The organism is Leifsonia sp. RCC_180 (assembly GCF_058138205.1).
Genome location: NZ_CP200340.1, coordinates 3790641 through 3810346 on the forward strand (window position 1 = coordinate 3790641; position 19706 = coordinate 3810346).

19 protein-coding genes are annotated in these 19706 nt (G+C 70.7%); 13 read left to right on the top strand and 6 right to left on the bottom strand.

Annotation, left to right across the window (positions count from 1 at the left end; all coding sequences use genetic code 11):
• Positions 1 to 51: 51 nt before the first annotated feature.
• From AB7E03_RS18575 to AB7E03_RS18585, 3 genes are read right to left on the bottom strand one after another with little or no spacing between them, the layout of a single operon-like run.
• On the bottom strand, positions 52 to 825 hold the full coding sequence (locus AB7E03_RS18575) for a hypothetical protein (RefSeq protein ID WP_489942778.1): 774 nt from the start codon (positions 823 to 825) through the stop codon (positions 52 to 54).
• Positions 822 to 1739, bottom strand: coding sequence for an ABC transporter ATP-binding protein (locus tag AB7E03_RS18580; protein ID WP_489942779.1), 918 nt, complete (start codon positions 1737 to 1739; stop codon positions 822 to 824). Before AB7E03_RS18580 ends, AB7E03_RS18575 begins: the two co-directional genes overlap by 4 nt.
• Complete coding sequence (locus AB7E03_RS18585; protein WP_489942780.1) at positions 1736 to 2143, bottom strand: GntR family transcriptional regulator; 408 nt, start codon at positions 2141 to 2143, stop codon at positions 1736 to 1738. The genes AB7E03_RS18580 and AB7E03_RS18585 overlap by 4 nt, the downstream gene beginning before the upstream one ends.
• Positions 2144 to 2273: 130 nt before the next feature.
• Here AB7E03_RS18585 and AB7E03_RS18590 point away from each other — a divergent pair, with 130 nt between their 5' ends.
• The 3 genes from AB7E03_RS18590 (at position 2274) to AB7E03_RS18600 (ending at position 6309) form a co-directional block, all read left to right on the top strand.
• Complete coding sequence (locus tag AB7E03_RS18590; protein ID WP_489942781.1) at positions 2274 to 3428, top strand: alpha/beta hydrolase family protein; 1155 nt, start codon at positions 2274 to 2276, stop codon at positions 3426 to 3428.
• 9 nt (positions 3429 to 3437) lie between these two features.
• A complete protein-coding gene (locus tag AB7E03_RS18595; protein WP_489942782.1) occupies positions 3438 to 4865 on the top strand; it encodes an amidase in 1428 nt (475 codons plus the stop codon).
• A gap of 64 nt (positions 4866 to 4929) precedes the next feature.
• A complete protein-coding gene (locus tag AB7E03_RS18600; protein ID WP_489942783.1) occupies positions 4930 to 6309 on the top strand; it encodes a pyridoxal phosphate-dependent decarboxylase family protein in 1380 nt (459 codons plus the stop codon).
• A gap of 14 nt (positions 6310 to 6323) precedes the next feature.
• Here the strand turns inward: AB7E03_RS18600 and AB7E03_RS18605 are convergent, their stop codons facing one another.
• On the bottom strand, positions 6324 to 8120 hold the full coding sequence (locus AB7E03_RS18605; protein ID WP_489942784.1) for a gamma-glutamyltransferase family protein: 1797 nt from the start codon (positions 8118 to 8120) through the stop codon (positions 6324 to 6326).
• 2 nt (positions 8121 to 8122) lie between these two features.
• Positions 8123 to 8497 (bottom strand): DUF1844 domain-containing protein, encoded by a 375-nt coding sequence (locus tag AB7E03_RS18610; protein ID WP_489942785.1) that lies wholly within the window; start codon positions 8495 to 8497, stop codon positions 8123 to 8125.
• Between the two features lie 268 nt (positions 8498 to 8765).
• Here AB7E03_RS18610 and infC point away from each other — a divergent pair, with 268 nt between their 5' ends.
• Genes infC through rplT form a run of 3 tightly spaced genes read left to right on the top strand, consistent with a single transcriptional unit; the run spans position 8766 to position 10046 of the window.
• Entirely contained in the window at positions 8766 to 9422 is a 657-nt protein-coding gene (infC, locus tag AB7E03_RS18615) for a translation initiation factor IF-3 (RefSeq protein ID WP_489942936.1), read from the top strand.
• The gene (gene rpmI / locus AB7E03_RS18620) at positions 9422 to 9616 is read left to right on the top strand and encodes a 50S ribosomal protein L35 (RefSeq protein ID WP_489942786.1); all 195 of its coding nucleotides are present in this window, start codon (positions 9422 to 9424) and stop codon (positions 9614 to 9616) included. Before infC ends, rpmI begins: the two co-directional genes overlap by 1 nt.
• 37 nt (positions 9617 to 9653) lie before the next feature.
• Complete coding sequence (gene rplT, locus AB7E03_RS18625; RefSeq protein ID WP_410780949.1) at positions 9654 to 10046, top strand: 50S ribosomal protein L20; 393 nt, start codon at positions 9654 to 9656, stop codon at positions 10044 to 10046.
• A gap of 67 nt (positions 10047 to 10113) precedes the next feature.
• Here rplT and AB7E03_RS18630 read toward each other — a convergent pair whose 3' ends face one another.
• Positions 10114 to 10407, bottom strand: a complete 294-nt coding sequence (locus AB7E03_RS18630) for a hypothetical protein (protein WP_489942787.1) — start codon at positions 10405 to 10407, stop codon at positions 10114 to 10116.
• Positions 10408 to 10482: 75 nt separating this feature from the next.
• Between AB7E03_RS18630 and AB7E03_RS18635 the strand changes: the two genes are divergently transcribed.
• From AB7E03_RS18635 to AB7E03_RS18665, 7 genes are all read left to right on the top strand, one after another.
• Positions 10483 to 11283: a TrmH family RNA methyltransferase gene (locus AB7E03_RS18635; RefSeq protein ID WP_489942788.1), complete on the top strand. Its 801-nt coding sequence runs from the start codon at positions 10483 to 10485 to the stop codon at positions 11281 to 11283.
• Positions 11284 to 11368: 85 nt separating this feature from the next.
• Positions 11369 to 12409 carry a phenylalanine--tRNA ligase subunit alpha gene (pheS, locus tag AB7E03_RS18640; protein ID WP_489942789.1) on the top strand — a complete coding sequence of 347 codons (1041 nt, stop codon included), beginning with the start codon at positions 11369 to 11371 and terminating at the stop codon, positions 12407 to 12409.
• Positions 12409 to 14952, top strand: coding sequence for a phenylalanine--tRNA ligase subunit beta (pheT, locus tag AB7E03_RS18645; RefSeq protein ID WP_489942790.1), 2544 nt, complete (start codon positions 12409 to 12411; stop codon positions 14950 to 14952). The genes pheS and pheT overlap by 1 nt, the downstream gene beginning before the upstream one ends.
• Before the next feature lie 292 nt (positions 14953 to 15244).
• Positions 15245 to 16321, top strand: coding sequence for an N-acetyl-gamma-glutamyl-phosphate reductase (gene argC, locus AB7E03_RS18650; RefSeq protein ID WP_489942791.1), 1077 nt, complete (start codon positions 15245 to 15247; stop codon positions 16319 to 16321).
• Positions 16322 to 16361: 40 nt separating this feature from the next.
• On the top strand, positions 16362 to 17516 hold the full coding sequence (gene argJ, locus AB7E03_RS18655) for a bifunctional glutamate N-acetyltransferase/amino-acid acetyltransferase ArgJ (RefSeq protein ID WP_489942792.1): 1155 nt from the start codon (positions 16362 to 16364) through the stop codon (positions 17514 to 17516).
• Positions 17516 to 18418 carry an acetylglutamate kinase gene (gene argB, locus AB7E03_RS18660; protein WP_489942793.1) on the top strand — a complete coding sequence of 301 codons (903 nt, stop codon included), beginning with the start codon at positions 17516 to 17518 and terminating at the stop codon, positions 18416 to 18418. The genes argJ and argB overlap by 1 nt, the downstream gene beginning before the upstream one ends.
• A 23-nt stretch (positions 18419 to 18441) precedes the next feature.
• Positions 18442 to 19662 (top strand): acetylornithine transaminase, encoded by a 1221-nt coding sequence (locus tag AB7E03_RS18665; protein WP_489942794.1) that lies wholly within the window; start codon positions 18442 to 18444, stop codon positions 19660 to 19662.
• The last annotated feature ends 44 nt before the right edge of the window (positions 19663 to 19706 follow it).

A 19706-nucleotide genomic window follows, 5' to 3' on the forward strand; every position in this document is an offset into this window, starting at 1 on the left:
AGCAGAAGCTCCCGGCCACGTCCATGCCCGCGGCGCATGCGCGAGCGCGCGTCAGCTCCGCGGTGTCGCCCGCTTGAGCACGGCATATCCGGCGACCGCCGCGAGTGCGGTCGGCACAAGGAGCCAGGCCGTCACTCCGAGCGGTCCGTTCGCGGCGAACCAGTCGCCGACGGCCGGCCAGCTCTGCGTGTACGTGATCAGGGCGATCGCGCCGACGATCAGCAGCGCGAGAACAGCCCCGGCGACGAGGATGCCGTTCATCCGCCACCGCATGAAGAGCGAGGCCGAGAACGCGCCGACCGCGAAGAAGAACAGCATCCCGACGAAGACGATGAACAGCCGGCCGAAGAACGTCTCGCCGCCGAAGTACACCGACGTGAACAGGTGGCCGCCGAGTCCCCAGCCGTTCGTCCACTCCTCGATGGTGGACAGCACCGTGAAGCCGAGCGCCCATCCCGCGCCCAGCAGTACGAAGGTGAGCCCAGAGCCGAGCGCGAAGTCGCGCCGGGTGACGCTGTAGCCGAGCGCGAACGGGAAGGTCGCCGAGATCATCTGGATGCCCACGATCAGCATGTAGACGAAGACGTAGAAGGCGCCGCCGCTCCACTGCGTGCCGTCCATGGCGTCCGCGCGGTCAGCCGGCGAGGTGGCGCCCCAGATGATCCACCAGATCAGCCAGTTGACCAGCCAGATGAAGAACATGATCATGGCCGGGATCCAGATGACCGTCCACTTGTTGACGAGGTTCAGCCGGACGATGCGCCAAACGCGGTCCCACGCCGCGGGCGGCGGGACGAGTGCCAGTGACGGGGATGCGATGCTCATGCGCTCTGCTCGAATTCTGTTTCACGGACCTCGGTCCTGCGGACGATGAGTTGCTGGAGGGAGACCGGCGCGAGTTCGAGGCCCGCGCTCGCGGCCTCCGCGCGGTCGGCGGGGGCGAGCCCGGCGACGGTGACGGAGGCGAACCCGCCGACTCCGTCGCGGTGCAGCACCTCCCGCGAGCGGACGAAGGCGTCGACGGCGGTGCGCGGCCCGACCACGGTGGTGGCCGACGTGCGCAGCGTCTCGGCGTCCTCATCCATCAGGATGCGGCCCTGGTCGATGACGATGACGTGCTCCAGGAGGTTCGCCACCTCGTCGATCAGGTGGGTGGAGAGCACCACCGTGCGGGGGTGCTCGGCGAAGTCCTCCAGCAGGCGGTCGTAGAAGAGTTGGCGGGCGACCGCGTCGAGCCCGAGGTACGGTTCGTCGAAGAAGGTCAGCGGCGCCCGGGAGGCGAGGCCCACGATGACGCCGACCGCGGAGAGCTGCCCACGTGAGAGCTTCTTGATGCGCCGGTTGAGCGGCAGTCGAAATTCATCGACCAGCTGCTCGGCGTACTCGGCGTCCCAGTTCTCGAAGAACCAGGGCGCGCTTCTGAGCACGTGCTTGGGCTGGAAGTCCTCCGGGTATCGCTGGCTCTCCTTGATGAAGCACACGTTCTGGAGCACCCGTGCGTTCTCGGTCGGCTTCTCACCGAACACGTGGATGTCGCCGCGCGTGGCGAAGTCCTGGCCGGTGATGAGCTGCATCAGCGTGGTCTTCCCGGCGCCGTTGCGGCCGAGGAGGCCGTGGATCCGGCCCGGCTCGACGGTCAGGGAGACGTCGTCGATCGCGGCGAACGATCCGAACTGTTTGGTCAGGCCGGAGACCTGCACCGCTGGTGCGATGGAGATCGGGGCGGGGGCGGCGCTCATGCGCTCACTCCTTTCGTCTGGGCATCCGGCTGTGCGCCACCCGATGCGGGCAGCGCGGCCGTCTGGATCATGCTGGTGAGTTGTTCCGGACCGATGCCGAGCTTTGCGGCCTCGGTCAGCAGGGGGCGGAGGTACTCGTCGCTGAAGGCGTCACGCCGCTTGGCGACGAGCCGTTCGCGCGCTCCGTCGGAGACGAACATCCCGATCCCTCGTTTCTTGTAGAGGACCCCCTCATCGACCAGGAGGTTCACGCCTTTGCCCGCCGTCGCGGGGTTGATCCGGTAGAAGGCGGCGAACTCGTTCGTGGACGGCACCTGGCTCTCGGCGGGGTAGACCCCGTCGATGATGTCGTTTTCGATCTGCTCCGCGATCTGGACGAAGATCGGCTTGCCTTCGTCGATCATCCGAGCTTCACCGGTTCATTACTCATGTAGCTAACCAACCAGGTCGACCGATGGTTTGTCAAGAGTTCTCTTCGCGCGTCATGAACGGCCCGCGCGCGGGGTCTTAACGGGTATGACGTGGATAGTCGTCGTGGCCGTCTCGGCCACGCTGCTCGGGGTGACGGCGGGCTGGGTGCTCCGCCGCGCGGGCGTCGCGCTGGCGCGCGCGGTGGTGTCACCGCGTCAGCGCCCGGCGACGCGCATCCACTCGAGCACGGGCACGAGCGTCACGTTGGCCGCCGACCGGCGCACACTGCATCGCGGTCAATTCGGCCTCTGGTTCGGCCGGCACGGCCACGCGACCCACGGCCACGCGGTCGTCGGCCACGTGACCGCCTTCGACCGCGAGGCCGGTACGGTGACGCGTGAACTGCTGGAGGTCAGCGGCGACCTCTCGTCCGCCCAGTCGGGCCGGTGGACGGGGCATCTGCATGCCGGCCCCGAGTCGTTGCGGCGCCCGTACCAGGAAGTCGAGATCGAGGTTCCCGGCGGTATCGCTCCCGCCTGGGTCGTCGAGCCTCGCGAGAACCGGCGTCCCGGCGTGTGGGCGATCCACATCCACGGGCAGAACGCGCCGCGGGTGACCGTGCTTGGGGCGGTGCACGCGACAGACTCGCTCGGGATGACGTCGCTGGTCGTCTCCTATCGCGGCGACGGCGAGGGGCCGCCCGTTCCGGCCGGCGCGAGCCTTCTGGGCCTCCGGGAGTGGGAGGACGTGGATGCGGCGGTCGCGTGGGCCCTGAGCAGAGGCGCCCAGCGGGTGGTGCTCGTCGGCTGGTCGCTCGGCGGGACCATCGCGCTGCAGCTCGCCGAGCTGGGCGCCCATCGCGCATCCATCGACCGGCTGGTGCTCATCGCACCGGTCACCGACTGGCGCGCCGCCATCCGGAACACCGTGGCGGAGCGAGGGTTGCCTCGAGTGTTAGGTTCGCTCGCCATCCGGGCGCTCGCCGATCCCGGCCTCAGCGCCCGCGCTGGCCTTCCCGAACCCCTCGACTTCGACCGGCTCGACTGGTCGCGACCGGGCCGGCTGACCGTCCCGGCGCTGGTGATCCACTCCGACGGCGACCGGTCCGTGCCGCTCTCGTCATCCGTGCTGTTCGCGATGGCCAACCCGCGGCTGGTCCGCCTCGTCGAGCTCTCGCGGGCGGAGCACTGCTGGGAGTACAACGTCGACCCGGCGGCGTTCAATCAGGCGGTCATCGACTTCCTCGCGCCCGCTCGGGAGGACGACCGGCTCGGCTAGCCTGGCCCCATGGCCGACCTCCACGAGCTGACAGCGCTCGAACTCTGGCAGGAGCTCCAGTCGGGGCGAGTCTCGCCCCAGGAGCTCGCATCCCACTACCTCGACAGGATCGAGCGCCTCAACCCGCAGCTGGGGGCGTTCGTCACGGTCACCCGGGACCGCGCGCTGGAGAGAGCAGACCACGTCGCCGACGCCGTCCCGAAGACGGCTCCACTGTGGGGGCTGCCCTCGGGCGACAAGGACCTCTGGATGCGCGCAGGCGTCCCGACCGGATTCGGGTCGCGCGCGATGGCCGGGTTCGTGCCGGAGACGAGCGACGAGATCGTCGAGACGCTGGACGACGCCGGAGCCGTCAGCCTCGGCAAGACCAACGCGCCCGAGTTCGGGCTGCCCGCCTACACCGAGTCGCTGGCGGCTCCGCCCGCCCGCAACCCGTGGAATCCGGAGCGAGGCGCCGGCGGATCGAGCGGCGGTGCTGCGGTCGCCGTGGCGTCCGGGATGCTGCCCTTCGCCCCCGGATCGGACGGCGGGGGATCCGTCCGCATCCCGGCCGCCGCGTGCGGACTGGTCGGGCTGAAGCCGTCGCGCGGCCTCGTGCCGGCGGGCAGCGGGATCGCCTCGCTGGCGGGCCTCGTCGTCGACGGTCCCATCGCCCGCACGACGACGGATGCCGCCCTGCTGCTCGACGGGATGATCGCCAAGCGGAACGGACGCATCGACCACCACTACACGCTCCGCGCCCCCTACGACGACGACGGTCCCTTCCTCGGAACGGCGGTGCGGGGCGAGGGCCGCTTCCAGCTGGGCGTGATGACGACCTCCGCCTGGGACGGCGCCTACGACATCACCCTCTCGACCGAGGCGCTGGACGCGCTCGCCGCGGCCGTCGACGCCTTCTCGTCGATGGGTCACGGAGTGGAGGAGACGGCTCTCGTTCCGGACGACACGTACGCGCCCGCGTTCCGGACGATCTGGCAGGCCGGCGCTGCGCGCATCCCGGCCGAGGGCGAGGTGCTCGATCTGCTCGAACCGCTGACCGCCTGGCTGGTGGAGCGCGGCCGCGCCCTCAGCGCCCGTGAGCTGAGCGAGGCGTTGTCGACGTTGACGGCGTACGAGCGATCGTTCATCGCTCAGCTGTCGTCGTACGACGCCGTGCTCACGCCGGCGATGGCGCTGACACCGCGACCCATCGGCTGGTACGACCAGGAGGACGGTGAGCGCAACTTCGAGCAGCAGGTGCAGTACACGCCCTTCACCTCGATGCTCAATGTCACCGGCCTCCCGGCGATCGTGCTGCCGGTGTCGCAGACGGAAGATGGCCTGCCGATGGGCGTGCAGCTGATCGGCCGGCCGGGCGGAGAACGCACGCTGCTGTCGCTCGCCACGCAACTGGAACGGCGCATCCGCTGGTCGGAGCGTCGCCCGCCCGTCTGGTGATGCTCTGAGGATGCGCCTGAAACCCGGCTGCCACGAGCACCCGGGTGGCCGCTAGCATGCGCGTGTGAGCGATCAGGATGCGTTCAGCCCTGCCCTCGACGAAGCCGTCGAAATCGCGGGACGCTGGCTCGTCGGCGTGCGCGAGGGGCCCATCCCGCCCACCGCCGACGTGGAGCAGGTCAAGGATGCGCTGGGCCGCGACCTTCCCGAGCGCGGACCGGCGGCGCCGGAGGTGCTGCGCCGGATGGCGGAGGCGATCGAGCCGGGGCTCATGCGGATCGGCTCGCCGCGCTTCCACGGCTGGGTGATGGGTGGCGCCCAGCCGGTGTCGCTCGGTGCGGACTGGCTGGTGTCGGCGTGGGACCAGAACACCGGACTCCGCTCAGTGACGCCGGGTGTCGTCGCCGCCGAAGAGCTGGCCGCCCACTGGCTGGCCGAGTTGCTCGGCCTGCCGGCCACGACCGAGATCGGGTTCGTGACGGGCGCCACGGTCGCCAGCCTGGTCGGCCTGGTGGCCGCGAGAGATGAAGTACTCCGGCGCGCGGGCTGGGATCCGGCCGAGCAGGGGCTCGCGGGTGGTCCGCGCATCCGCTTCCTGGTGGGTGCCGAGCGTCACGGCTCGGTGGACAGCTCGGGCCTCGTGGCCGGACTCGGGCGTGGCCGCGTGATCGACGCCGACGATCAGGGCAGGATGCGTCCCGACGCACTGCGGGCGGCGCTCGCCGAGGGGAGCGGGCCGGCGATCGTCTGCCTGCAGGCGGGCAACATCCACTCGGGCGCGTTCGACCCGCTGGGGGAGCTCACGGACATCGGGCACGAGGCGGGCGCCTGGGTGCACGTGGACGGCGCGTTCGGACTCTGGGCCGCCGCTGCCCCGAGGCTCCGCGCGCTCACCGCCGGCGTGGAGCGCGCGGACTCGTGGGCGACGGATGCGCACAAGACGTTGAACGTCCCGTACGACTGCGGCATCGCGGCGGTCGCGGACCCCGGGGCGCTTCACAGGGCCGTGGCGCAGCACGCGGCGTACCTCGCGTCGTCGGAGGACGTGGCCGACCCGGCCGACCGGGTGCTCGAGCTCTCGCGCCGGGCCCGCGGCGTGCCCGTCTACGCGACATTGGCGCAGCTCGGACGGGAGGGCGTGGCCGGGCTGGTGCAGCGGCTGGCGGACTCCGCGACCGTGATCGCGGACCGGATCCGCGGCATCCCCGGGGCCGAGGTGCTCAACGACGTCGTCTACACCCAGGTGTGCGCGGCGTTCGGGACCGATGACCGCACCCGAGCGGTCGGTCGGGCGCTGCTGGCCGACGGACGGGCGCTCGCCTCGCCGTCGGTCTGGCACGGGCGCGCGGTGCTGCGGTTCTCGGTGAGCAACTGGCTCACGGACGCCGAGGAAGCCGGCCGCACGGTCGCGGCCGTCCGCCGCGCGGTCGACGCGACGGCCTGACCGTCGGGCGCCCGTCAGCGCCCGGCGGCGTACCCCTGCATCCCGCGCGGGTTCGCCCCGGCCGAGAGCAGGCCCGTTCGCGGGTCGCGGCCGACGGAGCTGAGTCTTCCCAGCGTCCACTCGCCGGCGCGCGTCACGCGGTGCCCGCGCGCCTCGAGACCCGCGATGACGTCCTCGCCGAGGCGGTCCTCGACGACGGCGCCCGCCGGCTCCCAGGTGCGCGGCCAGAACGACTCCGCGATGGAGGTGGTGTGCAGCGCCGGCGCGTCGATCGCCTGCTGCGGGGTGTAGCCCCCGACGATCGTGCGCAGCAGGTAGAGCAGCTGCCACTGGTCCTGCTGGTCGCCACCGGGCGAACCGAGCGCCGTGACCGGCACGCCGTCGCGCAGCACGATCGTGGGCGTCAGGGTCGTGCGCGGACGTCGGCCCGGCACGAGGGTGGAGGCGCCGCCCTCTTCGAGCCACGTCATCTGCAGGCGCGTGCCGAGGCAGAAACCGAGCTCGGGGATGGTCGGCGACGACTGCAGCCAGCCGCCGGACGGGGTCGCCGAGACGATGTTGCCCCAGCGGTCGACGACGTCGATGTGGCAGGTGTCGCCGCGGGTCTCGCCGGTGCGCGAGACCGTCGGCTCTCCGACGCCCTCGCTCGCGAACCCCGACGGCGACGTGTACTCGACGCGCAACGGTGGCGAGAAGGGGTCGAGCCCCGGCACGCGGCCCGGGCGGAACTCCGCCGAGGCGCGGTCGCCGATCAGCGCGCGGCGCTCGGCGGCATAGGCGGGGGAGAGGAGGGTGTCCAGCGGCACTTCCGCATCGCCGAAGTACGCGTCCCGGTCGGCGTAGGCCAGCTTCTGCGCCTCCAGGACCGTGTGGGCGCCGAGCTCGGTCGACGGGTCGAGCCGCTCATCCCCGAACCCGTCGAGGATGGCGAGCGTCGCGAGCAGCGCTGGGCCCTGCCCCCAGGCGCCGGTCTTCGCGATCGTGTGGCCGCGGAACTCCAGGCTCACCGCATCCTCGTACCCGGCGCGGTACGCCGCGAAATCGGCCTCCGCGATCACACCGGCGTGGTCTCCGCCGTCGGAGTGGCGGTGCGGCGTGCGCACGAAGGCGGCGATCGCCTGGGCGACCGCCCCGGTCGCCCACTCGGTGCGTGCCGCCTCGATGCGCTGCTCCCGGTCGGTCGCGGCATCGCCTGCGGCGATCAGGCCCCGCAGGACCCGCGCGTACGCGGGGTCGACGACCAGCTCGCCGGGCTCCGGGATGCGCCCGTCCGGCATCCAGCGCTCGGCGGAGGTCGGCCAGTGTTCGGTGAAGAGCGGCGCGACTCGGCGGATCGTCGCGCACACCCGTTCCAGCACGGGATGCCCGCCCTCGGCGTAGTCGATGGCGAACGCGAGGACGTCGGCCAGCTCCCAGGTGCCATGGTCCTTCAGCAGCAGGAGCCACGCATCCACCGCGCCGGGGACCGCCGCCGCGAGAGCGCCCGACCCGGGGACGAGCTCGAGTCCCTCGGCGAGGTAGTGCTCGCGGGTGGCCGCCGCGGGCGCCGGGCCCTGACCGGAGAGCACCACCGGCGTCGGGTCGTCGGCAGTGGCGAAGATCGCGACCAGGTCGCCGCCGGGGCCGTTGAGGTGCGGTTCGACCACGTGCAGGACGAACGCTCCGGCGACCGCGGCATCGAACGCGTTTCCCCCGCGCTCCAGCACCGCCTGCGCGGCGGCGGTCGCCAGCCAGTGCGTCGACGCGCTCATCCCGAACGTGCCCTGCAACGTGGGGCGGGTCGTGAACGCGGGAGGCGGCGTGAAGGCCATCGTCAGCTCACAGGGCCCGTGTACTTCTCGCCGGGCCCCTTGCCGATCTCGTCCGGGATCGCAGACGCCTCGCGGAAGGCCAACTGCAGGGAGCGCAGGCCGTCGCGGAGGCTGCGGGCGTGCTGGTCGCCCACGTGCTGGGCGCTGGCGGTGACCAGGCCCGCCAAGGCGTCGATGAGCTTGCGCGCCTCATCCAGGTCGGTCTGGTGCTCGGGGTCGTCGGCCAGGCCGCACTTGACGGCCGCCGCGCTCATCAGGTGCACCGCGGTGGTGGTGATCACCTCGACGGCGGGAACCTCGGCGATGTCGCGCGTCGCCTCGGCAACGTCCTCGTCGTGGTGCTCCGGGCCGCCGAAGGCGAAGGATGTGTCGCTCACTGCATTCCTCTGTTAGAATCGTTCAGGCTCCGGGACTTCTGTCCCGGTACGAAAGTGGAGATTCCTCCCACCCGCGCTTGACCGTTTTATAGGTTACCGGGTCGTTGCACTCCGCCACCGCGTGTGAACGCGGGGGTAGACAGGGTGCGGTACCAGGCTTGCGAAGAACAGTTCGCAGGCCGCGTTGGTGCGTGGAACCTCCTCTTTCGCCGGAACGTCGCCAGACGATCCGTGGCTGAACAGCATCGCTTGATCAGAGGAGAAAAACATCAGCGATCCCCGTACGAATGACCGTATCCGCGTCCCCGAGGTTCGACTCGTCGGCCCCAGCGGAGAGCAGGTCGGCGTGGTCAAGATCGAGGTCGCACTGCGACTCGCGCAGGAGGCCGACCTCGACCTGGTCGAAGTCGCGCCCAACTCCAAGCCGCCGGTCGCCAAGATCATGGACTACGGCAAGTTCAAGTACGAGGCTGCGCAGAAGGCCAAGGAGGCCCGGCGCAACCAGGCGAACACGATCCTCAAAGAGGTGCGTTTCCGCCTCAAGATCGACAAGCACGACTACGAGACCAAGCGCAAGCGCGCCGAAGGCTTCCTGAAGGCCGGCGACAAGGTCAAGGCGATGATCCTCTTCCGCGGCCGCGAGCAGTCGCGTCCGGATCAGGGCGTCCGCCTGCTCCAGCGCTTCGCGGAAGATGTGGCGGAGCTCGGCACCGTGGAATCCAACCCCACGATCGACGGCCGCAACATGGTGATGATCATCAGCCCGCTCAAGAACAAGTCCGAGGCCAAGGCCGAGGCCAATGCAGTACGTGCCGCATCCAAGGCGCGCGCCCAGGGGCGCGACCACGATGAGGTTGCTGAGACAGCCGACGCTGCTCAGTCCGATGAGAGTTCGCCCGCCCAGGCGACGAACGAGGAGAAGTAATGCCCAAGCAGAAGACCCACTCCGGCGCCAAGAAGCGCTTCAAGATCACCGGTAGCGGCAAGGTCATGAAGCAGCAGTCCGGGATGCGCCACCACCTCGAGGTCAAGTCGACCAGCCGCAAGCGTCGACTGAACTCGGACCAGGTCGTCCCCGAGGTGGACGCCAAGGTCATCCGCCGGATGCTCGGCAAGTAACGACTCGACACTGACTCATCACTAAGGAAATCGACTAATGGCAAGAGTGAAGAGGGCGGTAAACGCCCACAAGAAGCGTCGGGTCATCCTCGAGCGCGCCGAGGGCTACCGCGGACAGCGGTCGCGCCTCTACCGCAAGGCCAAGGAGCAGGTCACCCACTCCCTCGTCTACGCATACCGTGACCGCCGCCAGAAGAAGGGCGACTTCCGTCGTCTCTGGATCCAGCGGATCAACGCCGCGAGCCGCGCGAACGGCCTCACCTACAACCGCTTCATCCAGGGCCTGGGCCTGGCGGGCGTCGAGGTCGACCGTCGCATCCTCGCCGACCTCGCGATCACCGAGCCCGCCACCTTCGCGGCCCTCGTCGAGACCGCCAGGAAGGCGCTTCCGGCCGACACCTCGGCCCCGAAGGCGGACGCTGCCGCGTAACCCGCATCGCACCACGAACGGCCCGGTCGACTTCTGTCGGCCGGGCCGTTCTGCGTGCAGCGAGCAGTCAGTCGTCCGCTCCGTGACCGCCGGAACCGTGGTCGTCGCCGAGGTCGTGGGTCGCCGGGTCGTCGACCCCGTGGTCGTCGCCGACGCCGGGCACCGTCAGCGGTGTCGCCACGTCGCTCGGCGTCGGCCGCGGGGTGCGGTCCTCAACGGTCGGAGCAGGAGTCGATGTCTGTTCGACCACCCCGGGCCCGTCGTCGCCGCCACCGGTCGCGGCCACCGCTGCTGCCGTTCCCAGACCCAGCGCGACCGCCGCAGCGCCCGCGATCAGCGTCATCCTGATGCTCGTCCTCATCGTTCAACCTCCATCTGCTTTCTCTTAACACGAGACGCGAGGTCGTTCGGATCACCCGCACCCTAAGCTGGTGCCATGCTGGACAACCCGCGCTCCCCGCGCGTCAGGGCCGTCGCCAAGCTCGCCAAACGCCCCGCCCGTGCCGAGACAGGATTGTTCCTGTTGGAGGGACCCCAGGCCGTGGAGGAGGCACTCGCGTTCCGCCCGGAACTGGTGGTGGATCTGTTCGTCACGCCGACCGCGCTGGAGCGGTACCCGGAGATCGGGCGCGCCGCCGCCGACGCGGACATCGATGTGGAGTACGTCAGCGAGCACGTTCTCGATGCGATGGCCGACACCGTCACCCCGCAAGGGTTCGTCGCGGTCGCACGGCAGTTCCCGACCTCCATCCGTGACATCTTCGCGGGGTCGCCTCGCCTGGTCGCGGTGCTGGAGGAGGTGCGCGATCCCGGCAACGCCGGCACGATCATCCGCGCCGCCGATTCCGCGGGTGCGGACGCCGTGGTGCTGAGCGGGAGGACCGTCGACCTGTACAACCCGAAGGTGGTCCGCTCGACGACCGGCTCCCTGTTCCACCTGCCGGTGGCGGTCGGCGCAGACCTCGCCGATGTGGTCGGGCGGGCGCACTCGGCGGGGCTGCAGGTGCTGGCCGCGGACGTCAAGGGCGAGGACCTCCTCTCCGCTCGCCGCGACGGCGAGCTGGCCCGTTCGACGGCGTGGGTGTTCGGCAACGAGGCGCACGGTCTCGCCGACGAACTGCTCGAACTCGTCGACCGGGTGGTGACCGTGCCGATCTACGGCAAGGCGGAGTCCATGAACCTCGCGACGGCGGCGTCCGTGTGCCTCTACGAATCGGCGTTCGCCCAGCGCTCCTGACACCGGTCGTCCACACCTCGGCGCCTCTCCACAGCCCGGATCCGGCGCCGGGATGCGCTCCTCGCGCCGACTAGACTGGGTGACCGTGTCAGATTCCACGGAGATCACCGAATCCGCGGTCGAGTCGGCCGTCGCCGCGGCCCTCGCCGCGATCGACGCCGCCGGCGACTCGGCGGCCCTGAAGGCGGTGCGCCACGACCACACGGCCGAGGGCTCCCCGCTCGCGCGGTTCAATGCGGGCATCCGCTCGCTGCCGGGCGACCAGAAGGCCGCGGCGGGCAGGCTCGTCGGCGGTGCTCGCGCCCGCGTCAACCAGGCGTTCACGGCCAAGGAAGCCGAGATCGCCGCGGCCGAAGAAGCGGCGCAGCTTACAGCCGAGACGATCGACGTGACGGCGGTGCCGTCGCGGTGGACGCCCGGCGCCCGTCACCCGCTGAGCCTGCTGCAGGAGCGCATCGCCGACGTCTTCGTCGGGATGGGCTGGGAGGTCGCAGAAGGCCCGGAGCTGGAGAGCGAGTGGTACAACTTCGACGCGCTCAACTTCGACGCCGACCACCCGGCGCGCGCGATGCAGGACACGTTCTTCGTCGAGCCGACCGACGCGCACCTGGTGCTCCGCACCCACACGTCCCCGGTGCAGCTGCGTGCCCTGCTCGGCGACGAGCTCCCGGTCTACCGGATCGCGCCGGGCCGCGTGTTCCGCACCGACGAGTTCGACGCGACGCACCTGCCGGTGTTCCACCAGACGGAGGGCATCGCGGTCGACAAGGGTCTCACCATGGCGCACCTGCGCGGCACCCTCGACCACTTCGTGAAGACGCTCTTCGGCGACGAGGCGAAGGTGCGCCTGCGCCCCAACTACTTCCCCTTCACCGAGCCGAGCGCCGAGCTCGACCTGTGGCATCCCACCTTCACGGGCGGTGCACGCTGGATCGAGTGGGGCGGCTGCGGCATGGTCAACCCCAACGTCCTGCGCTCCGCGGGCATCGACCCGGATGTCTACTCGGGTTTCGCGTTCGGGATGGGCGTGGAGCGGGCCCTGATGTTCCGCAACGACGTCAAGGACATGCGCGACATGGCCGAAGGCGATGTCCGGTTCTCCCAGCAGTTCGGAATGGTGGTCTGATGCGCGTCCCCCTGAGTTGGCTCGGCGAGTTCGTCGACCTGGAGCCCGGCACGACGCCGGAGGAGGTGCACGCCGCCCTCGTCTCCGTCGGTCTCGAGGAGGAGGACATCCACACCTTCGAGATCTCCGGTCCCGTCGTCGTGGGCCAGGTGCTCGAGTTCGAGGAGGAGCCGCAGACCAACGGCAAGACCATCCGCTGGTGCCAGGTGCGCGTGGCGCCCGAGGGTCAGACCGCGGCCGACGGCGGCGCCGACGTGCGCGGCATCGTCTGCGGCGCCCGCAACTTCTTCGCGGGCGACAAGGTCGTGGTCACCCTGCCTGGTGCTGTGCTGCCCGGTCCGTTCCCCATCGCCGCGCGCAAGACGTACGGCCACATCTCCGACGGGATGATCGCCTCGGCGCGCGAGCTGGGCCTCGGGGAGGAGCACGACGGCATCCTGCGCCTGGCCACCCTGGGCCTCGACCCGGAGGTCGGGACCGACGCGGTGAGCCTGCTCGGCCTGGACGACGCCGCCGTCGAGGTGAACGTCACTCCCGACCGCGGGTACGCGTTCTCGATCCGCGGGATCGCACGCGAGTACTCGCACGCGACGGGGGCCGCCTTCCGCGACCCGGCCGACGCCGTGCCGGTGAGCGCGGCCCCGGACCACCCCAGCGGGTTCAGCGTGACCGTGGACGACGCTGCGCCCATCCGCGGCCGCGTCGGGGCCAGCGTCTTCGTGACGCGCGTCGTGCGCGACGTCGATGGTTCACGGCCGACGCCCGCGTGGATGATCGCCCGCCTCAAACTCGCCGGCATCCGGTCCATCTCGCTCATCGTCGACATCACCAACTACGTGATGCTGGAACTCGGGCAGCCGATCCACGGCTACGATCTGGACAAGCTCTCCGGCGGTATCGTCGTCCGCCGGGCGAACCCGGGGGAGACCCTGGTCACCCTGGACGACCAGACGCGGAAGCTCGACCCGGAAGACCTCGTGATCACCGACGACTCCGGCGCCATCGGGCTGGCCGGCGTCATGGGCGGTGCCTCCACCGAGATCGGGAAGGAGACGCGCAACGTCCTCATCGAGGCGGCGAACTTCGACCCGGTCTCGATCGCGCGCACGGCGCGCCGTCACAAGCTGCCGAGCGAGGCATCGAAGCGCTTCGAGCGCGGTGTCGACCCGCAGGTCGCCGTCGCGGCGGCGGCACGCGTCGTCCAGCTGCTCGAGCAGCTCGCCGGCGGCCACGCCGACGACCTCGGTTCGCTGCTCGACGCCTCTGTGCTCGCCGAGGCGATCCGGCTCCCCGAGGGGTACATCGCGTCGCTCGTCGGCGTCGACTTCAGCGACGACGAGGTGCGCGGTGCCCTTGCCGAGATCGGCGGAACCGTGACCGAGACGGCCGACGGCCTGCTCGTCGCGCCGCCGACCTGGCGGCCGGATCTGCGCGACAAGTCGGACCTCGCGGAGGAGGTCGCGCGCATCGTCGGCTACGATCGCATCCCGTCGATCCTGCCTGTCGCGCCTCCCGGCCGCGGCCTCAGCCGCGAGCAGCGACTGCGACGTGCCGTGGTGCAGATGCTCGCGGACAACGGCGCGACCGAGGTGCTGTCGTTCCCGTTCATCAGCGAGGCCCAGAACGACCTGTTCGGCGCTCCCGAGGCGGGTCGTGTCGCGGCTGTCCGCCTGGCCAACGCCCTGGATGCGACAGCACCGTACCTGCGCACTTCGCTGCTTCCCGGGCTGTTGGATGCGGCCAAGCGCAACCTTGCCCGCGGACTCGTCGACCTCCGGGTCTACGAGGCGGGCACGGTGTTCCGTCCGTCGGAAGGCTCGATCGGCAGCGCGACGCTTCCGCCCGGTGCGGCGCTTCCCGGCGCCGACATCCTCGCGGGCCTGAACGCCGGGATCCCGGCGCAGCCGCGTCATCTGGCCGGACTCGTCACCGGAAACACGGTCGAGAAGCAGCCCGGGATGCCCGCGGTTCCCGCGGGACTCGTCGACGTGCTGGACATGGTGCGTCAGACGGCTGCGGCGGTCGGCGTGGTCATCGACACGGAGCAGTCGTCGCACCAGGCGCTCCATCCTGGTCGCACGGCACTGCTGGTCGCACGCGCGGCCGACGGCTCCGGCACGCCGGTGGGCTACGCGGGCGAGCTGCTTCCCGCGCTCGCGCACGACCTCGACTTGCCGCGCGTCGTCGCGGTCTTCGAGCTCGACCTGGACGCCCTGATCGCGGTCGCCCCGGCCGACATCGTGGCGGGCGTGATCGCCGGCTTCCCGGCCGCGACGCAGGACCTCTCGCTGGTCGTCCCGGAGGACGCCCCCGCGGGAGACGTCCTCCGCGCGGTCCGCGAGGGTGCCAGCGGTCTCCTGGAGGACATCCGCCTGGTCGACGACTACCGCGGACCGGGCCTGCCGGAGACGCACAAGAGCCTGACGTTCGCGCTGCGCTTCCGTGCCCCCGACCGCACCCTCACCGCAGCCGAGGCGAGCGAGGCGAAGCTGTCCGGCGCCGCCCGCGCCGCCGACCTCTTCGGCGCCACCATTCGCGAGTAGCCCATCCAGTTGACGCGACACGCCGCCAGCACCCTCCGTGCGACGGCGTGTCGCGTCAACTGTGTCGACCGCCGGGGCCGGATTTGGCGGCGGCCGGGGAGGGGGCGCTAGGGTTGCATCATGCTTTCCGTCCGGCGCACCGCTTCGACGCGTGCGGCACTTGCCGCCCGCGCCATGCGCCGACGCCTGCGCGACCGCCGAAGCTAGGCGGCGCTCTGGGCGGTCCTGAAGTGGATCGACGTGGGCGTCGCCGTCGCCGAGACTCCCGTCGTCCACTCGAAAAGGAAGAAGCATGACTTTCTCGGTCGCCGTCGCAGGCGCTTCCGGATACGCGGGCGGTGAACTGCTGCGCATCCTCGCCGGGCACCCCGACTTCGAGGTCCGCACCGTCACCGCGCACCAGAACGCCGGTCACCCGCTGATCGCACACCAGCCGCACCTGCGCTCCCTCGCGCACCTCACTCTGCAGGACACCACCGCGGAGACGCTGGCCGGCCACGATGTGGTCTTCCTGGCGCTCCCGCACGGCACCTCCGGCGAGATCGCCGCGCTACTGCCGGAGGACACCGTGGTCGTCGACTGCGGTGCCGACCACCGCCTGAAGGATTCGGCCGACTGGGGTGCCTTCTACGGCGGCGAGTACTTCGGCGCGTGGGCGTACGGGGTGCCGGAGCTGCCCTCGGGCGACGGCGCTGGCGCCGCTGGCGCCGCTGGCACCGTCGCCAAGCAGCGCGACCGCCTCGTCGGCGCACGGCGCATCGCCGCGCCCGGCTGCAACGCCTCCGCCGTCTCCCTCGCGCTCGCCCCGGGCATCCAGGCAGGCATCATCGACGAGCAGGACATCGTGGCGGTCCTCGCCGTCGGCCCCTCTGGCGCCGGCAAGTCGCTGAAGACCATGTACCTGGCCAGCGAGATCCTCGGCTCCGCCAACCCGTACGCCGTCGGCGGCACGCACCGGCACATCCCCGAGATCCAGCAGAACCTGCGCAAGGCGGGCGCCGCATCCCCGACCGTGTCGTTCACGCCGGTCCTCGTGCCGATGTCGCGCGGCATCCTCGCCACGTCGACCGCACGGGTCAAGCCGGGGGTGACCGCCGAGCAGGTGCAGGCCGCCTGGGAGGCGGCGTACGAGGGCGAGCCGTTCGTTCAGGTGCTTCCGGCGGGCACGGTTCCTCGCACCGCCGACGTGCTGGGCTCGAACACCGTGCTGATCGGCGTCGCGCTCGACGAGGCAGCCGGCCGCGTGGTCACCGTGCTCGCGATCGACAACCTGTACAAGGGGACGGCCGGCGCCGCCATCCAGTCCGTCAACATCGCCCTCGGACTCGCCGAGACGGCAGGCCTCACCGTGAACGGAGTCGCACCGTGATCAGCACGAGCACCGCATCCACCCCGGCGGGAGCACGGTCGTGAGCGTGACCGCGGCCTCCGGTTTCGCCGCCGCAGGTGTCGTCGCCGGACTCAAGTCGAGCGGGAAGCGCGACCTGGCGCTCGTGCGCAACCTCGGTCCGCTGAACGCCGTGGCCGCCGTCTTCACCACGAACCGCTGCAAGGCCAACCCGGTGCTGTGGAGCGAGCAGGTCATCCAGGACGGCGTCGTCTCGGCGATCGTTCTGAATTCAGGAGGCGCCAACTGCTACACGGGTGCGCAGGGGTTCCAGACGACGCATGCGACCGCCGAGGCCGTCGCCGAGCAGCTCTCGGTGTCTGCGGGTGACGTGCTGGTCTGCTCAACAGGGCTGATCGGCGATCAGCTGCCGCTCGACAAGCTGCTCGGGGGAGTGGCGACCGCCGCAGGCGCCCTGGCGACGGACGCCGGACTCGGCGCTGCCGAGGCCATCATGACCACAGACACGCGGCCCAAGGAGGCTGCCTTCCGGTCGCCGGAGGGTTGGACGGTCGGCGGGATGGCGAAGGGCGCCGGGATGCTGGCGCCGGGCCTTGCGACCATGCTGGTCGTCATCACGACCGACGCCGTCCTCACCTCCGAACAGCTGGATGCGGCCCTCCGCGCCGCGACCCGGGTCACGTTCGACCGCCTCGACTCCGACGGGTGCATGTCCACGAACGACACGGTCGCGCTGCTCGGGTCCGGCGCCAGCGGGGTCGAGCCGGCGGAGGCCGACTTCACCCAGGCGCTGACCGCCGTGTGCCGTGACCTGGCGGAGCAGCTGCAGGCGGACGCCGAGGGCGCTTCCCACGACATCGCGATCGAGGTCGTCAACGCGGCGAGCGAGGACGACGCGGTCACGGTCGGCCGGGCCGTCTCTCGCAGCAACCTGTTCAAGGCCGCCATCTTCGGCAACGATCCCAACTGGGGCCGCGTGCTCGCTGCGGTCGGCACGACGGACGCCGAATTCGACCCGTACGGCATCGACGTCGCCATCAACGGCGTGCAGGTGTGCACCTCGGGCGAGCCGGACCAGCCCCGCGAGCTCGTCGACCTCGCGCCGCGCGCGGTCCACATTCTGATCGACCTGCACGCGGGCGAGGAGACGGCGACTATTCTCACCAACGACCTCACGCACGACTACGTGCACGAGAACAGCGCCTACGCCAGCTGATGACGATGACAGACGACATGACCGAGCACGAAGCCGCGGCTGCAAAAGCTGCAACGCTTATCGAGTCCCTGCCGTGGCTGAAGACCTTCCACGACCGCATCATCGTCGTGAAGTTCGGCGGCAACGCGATGGTGAGCGAGGAGCTTCAGCGCAGCTTTGCCGAGGACATGGTGTACCTCCGCTACGCCGGCATCCGCCCCGTCGTCGTGCACGGGGGTGGCCCGCAGATCTCGGCGATGCTCGACCGGCTCGGGATCGACTCCGAGTTCCGCGGGGGTTACCGTGTCACAACGCCGGAGGCGATGGAGGTCGTGCGCATGGTGCTGACCGGGCAGATCAATCGCGACATCGTCGGCAGCATCAACAAGCACGGCCCGCTTGCGGCGGGCCTCTCGGGTGAGGATGCCGGGCTCTTCCAGGGCCGCAGGCGCGCAGCCGTGATCGACGGCGAAGAGGTCGACCTGGGGCTCGTCGGCGACGTGGTCGCCGTCGACCCGGAGGCCGTGCACGCGCAGCTCGCCGCGGGCCGCATCCCGGTCGTCTCCTCGATCGCACCGGACATCGACGACGCCGGACAGGCGCTCAATGTCAACGCCGACGCGGCTGCTGCCGCGCTCGCGGTGGCGCTCGGAGCGGCCAAGCTGGTCATCCTCACCGATGTCGCGGGCCTGTACAGCGACTGGCCGAATCGCGACTCGCTGCTGTCGAAGATCGGCGCCGACGAACTGCGGGAGCTGCTCCCGTCGCTCGAGTCGGGCATGATCCCGAAGATGGCGGCGTGCCTGGATGCGGTCGACGGCGGAGTGGAGAAGGCGGCGATCATCGACGGACGGGTGGCGCACTCGATCCTGCTCGAAGTGTTCACGCAGTCCGGGATCGGGACGGAGGTGGTGCCCGCGTGAGCGAGGACCAGGATCGGAACGGCATGACGACAGAGGTGGAGATGCCTGCCGAGCAGTGGCGCGAGGGCGCGTGGCGAGAACCGTTCGGCGACGCGATCATGCGTACGCTCGCAACGCCCAAGGTCATGCTGGCCCGCGGCGAAGGCTGCCGGGTGTGGGATGTCGACGGCAATGAGTACCTCGACTTCCTGGCCGGCATCGCCGTCAACTCGCTGGGGCACGCGCATCCTGCCCTCGTGGAGGCCGTGAGCGCCCAGGTGGGCACCCTCGCGCACGTCTCGAACTACTTCTCGACGGCGCCGCAGCTGGAGCTGGCCGGGCGTCTGCGCACCATCACCGGCGCGGGCGATCGCGGCCGCGTGCTGTTCGGCAATTCGGGCGCCGAGGCGAACGAGGCCGCCTTCAAGCTCGCCCGGTTGAACCGCGGACCGCACGGCCACCGGAAGCGGGTGCTCGCCCTGCACAACGCCTTCCACGGCCGCACGATGGGTTCGCTCGCGCTCACCGGAAAACCGCCGATGCGCGAGCCGTTCGAGCCGCTCCCCGGGGGCGTGCAGCACATCGACTCCACTATCGCGGCCCTGGAGGGGGCGATCGACGACCACGTCGCCGCGCTCTTCGTGGAGCCCATCAAGGGAGAGGCGGGCGTGCTCGACCTCCCGCCCGGCTTCCTGAAGCGGGCGCGCGAGCTCACCGAACAGCACGGCGCTCTGCTCATCATCGATGAGATCCAGACCGGCGTCGGTCGCACCGGCGAGTGGTTCGCCTACCAGCGCGACGGCATCCTGCCCGATGCCGTGACCATCGCGAAGGGCATGGCGGGCGGCATCCCGATCGGCGCGCTCGTCACCTTCGGCTGGGCCTCGGACCTCTTCACGCAGGGGCAGCACGGCTCCACCTTCGGTGGCAACCCGCTCGCGACCGCGGCCGGAAACGCCGTGCTCGCGGAGATCGAGCGCTCCGACCTCGTCGGCAACGCCGCCCGCCGCGGCGAGGAGCTGAAGGCGATCATCCGCTCGTTCGGGTCGCCGCTCATCGGTGAGGTCCGCGGGCACGGTCTGCTCATCGGCATCGGACTGACGGACGGCGAGGCGCACCGCCTCTCGGACGCCGCCCTCGCCAACGGGCTGATCATCAATGCGCCCAACGAGTCCAGCATCCGGCTCGCCCCGCCGCTCATCGTCGGGGACTCGGAGCTTGCGGAGTTCCGCGAGCGTTTCGGTCGCGCCCTCGCTGCACTCTGAGACCGACCCATCCCACCACTCGATCCACCTGAAAGGGCGGGCTG